This window comes from Flavobacterium sp., assembly GCF_043720215.1.
In the GTDB taxonomy this organism is placed as follows: Bacteria; Bacteroidota; Bacteroidia; order Flavobacteriales; family Flavobacteriaceae; genus Flavobacterium.
In genome coordinates, this window is the sequence record NZ_JAYSSZ010000184.1 from 1 (window position 1) to 3,438 (window position 3,438).

At 34.9% G+C, this 3,438-nt stretch carries 2 protein-coding genes; both read right to left on the bottom strand.

Annotation, left to right across the window (positions count from 1 at the left end; all coding sequences use genetic code 11):
• The coding region (gene infB, locus ACHZC3_RS08470; protein WP_394759438.1) for a translation initiation factor IF-2 at window positions 1-2,053 on the bottom strand (2,053 nt) is incomplete at its 3' end.
• A gap of 53 nt (window positions 2,054-2,106) precedes the next feature.
• Window positions 2,107-3,348 carry a transcription termination factor NusA gene (gene nusA, locus ACHZC3_RS08475; RefSeq protein ID WP_394759439.1) on the bottom strand — a complete coding sequence of 414 codons (1,242 nt, stop codon included), beginning with the start codon at window positions 3,346-3,348 and terminating at the stop codon, window positions 2,107-2,109.
• Window positions 3,349-3,438: the final 90 nt, after the last annotated feature.

Sequence of the window (3,438 nt, forward strand, 5' to 3'; positions counted from 1 at the left end):
CTAATATAGATATTGGTGTAGATGGGCCTGCTTCGGTAACATTATTACCACGTTCATCTTGCATCGCTTTGATTTTTCCGTGGTTTTTACCTGCAAGAATATAATCTCCAACTCTCATTGTCCCTGCTTGTACTAATACTGTTGACACATATCCACGACCTTTGTCTAGGAATGCTTCAACAACTGTTCCAGTTGCTGGTTTATTTGGGTTTGCTTTTAAGTCTAAAACTTCTGCTTCAAGCAATACTTTCTCTAATAATTCTTTCATACCAATACCTGTTTTTGCAGATATATCTTGCGATTGGTATTTTCCTCCCCAGTCTTCAACTAGGAAATTCATTGCTGCTAATTTTTCCTTAATTTTTTCAGGATTAGCATTTGGTTTATCTACTTTATTAATAGCAAATATAATTGGCACATTTGCAGCTTGTGCGTGAGATATTGCTTCTTTTGTTTGAGGCATGATATCATCATCGGCAGCAACTACAATAATTGCAATATCCGTAACTTGAGCTCCACGTGCACGCATTGCAGTAAATGCTTCGTGTCCTGGTGTATCTAAGAATGCGATTTTCTGACCGTTTTCTAACTCTACTCCGTAAGCACCAATATGTTGTGTGATTCCTCCAGATTCTCCTGCAATTACATTTGTTTTACGAACATAATCTAGTAAAGATGTTTTACCGTGATCGACGTGACCCATTACGGTAACAATTGGTGCACGATGCACTAATTGCTCTTCTGAATCTTCGACAACTTCGATATTATCTTCTAGATCAGTTGTAATAAATTCTACTTCAAAACCAAACTCATCACAAACGATTGTTAATGTTTCTGCATCTAAACGCTGATTCATGGTTACCATGATTCCCAATGACATACAAGTACCAATTACTTTAGTAATAGGCACATCCATCATGGTTGCAACCTCACCAACGGTAACAAATTCTGTTACTTTGATGGTTTTGCTTCCTGCATCAATTTCTCTTTGCTCATCATCAGATTTTTGACGGTGTGTATCACGTTTGTCACGACGGTATTTTGCAGCTTTCGATTTGCTTCCTTTTCCTTGTAAACGCTCTAAAGTTTCTTTGATTTGGTTTTTTACTTCCTCTTCTGTTGGCTCTACTTTCGCAATAATTGCTGGTCTAGCTCCTTTTACAAATCCTGGTTTATTAGCACGATTAAAACTTCCTCCAGTTGCGTTTCCACCACCTGTGTTTGGTCTAATCAAGTTTGTTCCTGGTGTTCTAGGTGTTGCATTTGCTTCACCTGGTTTAGTAGGAATTCTTTTGCGTTTATTTTTGTTTGCGTTATTATTATTTCCTGCTCCTGCTGGTTTTGCACCACCTTTATTAGGTTCGATTACTTTTTTAGGTTTGTTAAACTGCGATAAATCGATAGTTTGACCTGAAAAAGTAGGTCCAGAAAGTTTTGTATACACAGTTTCGTGTGCCTCATCAACTGGAGTTTCTTCAACTGAAGGAATTGAAGCAATTACGGTTGGTTTAACCACAACTGGTTTTACAATTTCTTTTGCAGGAGTTTTAGCTATAAGATTCTCTTTTACAGGAGTTTCTTTAACTATATTTTGTATTGGTTTTTGTGTTTTTTCTGGAGCTTTTGCAACTGGTGTTTCAGTTATTGGTTCAGCTTTTACTTCTGAAACAATTGTTGGTTTGATAATCGTTTTAGGCGACAAATCAATTGTTCCAACTTGTTTTGGCCCAGTTATAACAGCTTTTGCTTTGATAACTTCTTGACGTTGACGCTCTTCATCTTGTTTGCGTTTTTCTTCAATTTCGTATTCTCTTTCAACACGCAAAGCTTCTTTCTCTTTTCGCTTTTCTTCTCCAACTTCTTTTGAAGCATCTTTATTTCCTTTGTCTCCAGCAAATTGATTAGACAGGACATTATACACTTCGTCAGAGATTTTCGTATTAGGATTAGACTCAATAACGTGTCCTTTATCCTTTAGATAATCTACGGCTCTTTCTAACGAGATATTAAATTCCCTTAAAACTTTGTTTATTCTTATTGTACCTTCAGACATAAAATCTTTTTATATTATCTTTTTATTGTGGTATGCATATGCTAATCAAGAATTTATTCTTCAAATTCTTCTTTCAATATTCTAACTACCTCAAGGATAGTCTCTTCTTCTAAATCTGTTCTTCTTACTAAGTCGTTTACATCTTGACTTAATATACTTTTTGCAGTATCTAATCCAATTTTTGCAAATTCTTCGATAACCCAAGCTTCTATTTCGTCAGAGAATTCAGTTAACTCAACATCATCATCGGCAGCAACTGTTCCTTCTCTAATTACATCAAGCTCATAACCTGTTAATTGTCCTGCTAGTTTGATGTTGTGTCCTCCACGTCCAATTGCTTTTGAAACTTCTTCTAATTTCAAGAAAACTTCGGCACGTTTTGTTTCTTCATTAATTTTAATAGAAGAAACTTTTGCAGGACTTAATGCTCTTGTTATATATAATTGAATGTTAGTCGTATAATTAATAACATCTATATTTTCGTTTCCTAATTCGCGAACAATTCCGTGAATACGCGATCCTTTCATTCCTACACAAGCTCCAACTGGATCGATCCGATCATCGTAAGAATCGACAGCTACTTTTGCTTTTTCGCCAGGAATACGAACTACGTTTTTCACCATAATTAACCCGTCAAAAACTTCTGGAATTTCTTGTTCAAATAATTTTTCTAGAAACTTTTCTGAAGTTCTAGACATTATAATTTGAGGCTTGTTTCCCTTTAATTCAACCGATTCAATAATTCCACGAACGTTATCTCCTTTGCGGAAAAAATCAGATGGAATTTGTTTTTCTTTTGGCAAAATAATTTCATTTCCTTCATCATCTACAAGAATTACTACTCTTGGACGCACGTGGTGAACTTCACCAGTATATATTTCGCCTATTAAATCTTTAAATTGTTTGTAAAGATTTGTGTTGTCATGTTCGTGAATTTTTGAAATAAGATTTTGACGCAATGCTAAAATTGCTCTTCTTCCAAGGTCAATTAGTTTTACTTCTTCAGAAACTTCTTCTCCAATTTCAAAATCCGGTTCGATTTTTCTTGCATCGGTAAGTGTAATCTCAAGGTGATCTAAATCTAAATCATCATCAGCTACAATTACTCTTCTTTGCCAGATTTCCATGTCACCTTTATCAGGATTGATAATAATATCAAAATTATCGTCTGAACCGTATTTTTTCTTCAATGCGTTTCTAAACACATCTTCTAAAATCGCCATAAGCGTTGGACGATCTATCGATTTGTCGTCCTTAAATTCTGAAAATGAATCTATTAATGCTAAATTCTCCATGCCAACTCTTTTAATTTAAAATATGATTATAACTATAGCTTCTTGAATGTCCGCGTAAGCGATTTTTTCTTTATGCACTACTGTTTCTTT

What these genes read in the sequence shown, in the direction of transcription:
- nusA (WP_394759439.1), bottom strand. Translation starts at nt 3,348, where the DNA reads ATGGAGAATTTAGCATTAATAGATTCATTTTCAGAATTTAAGGACGAC.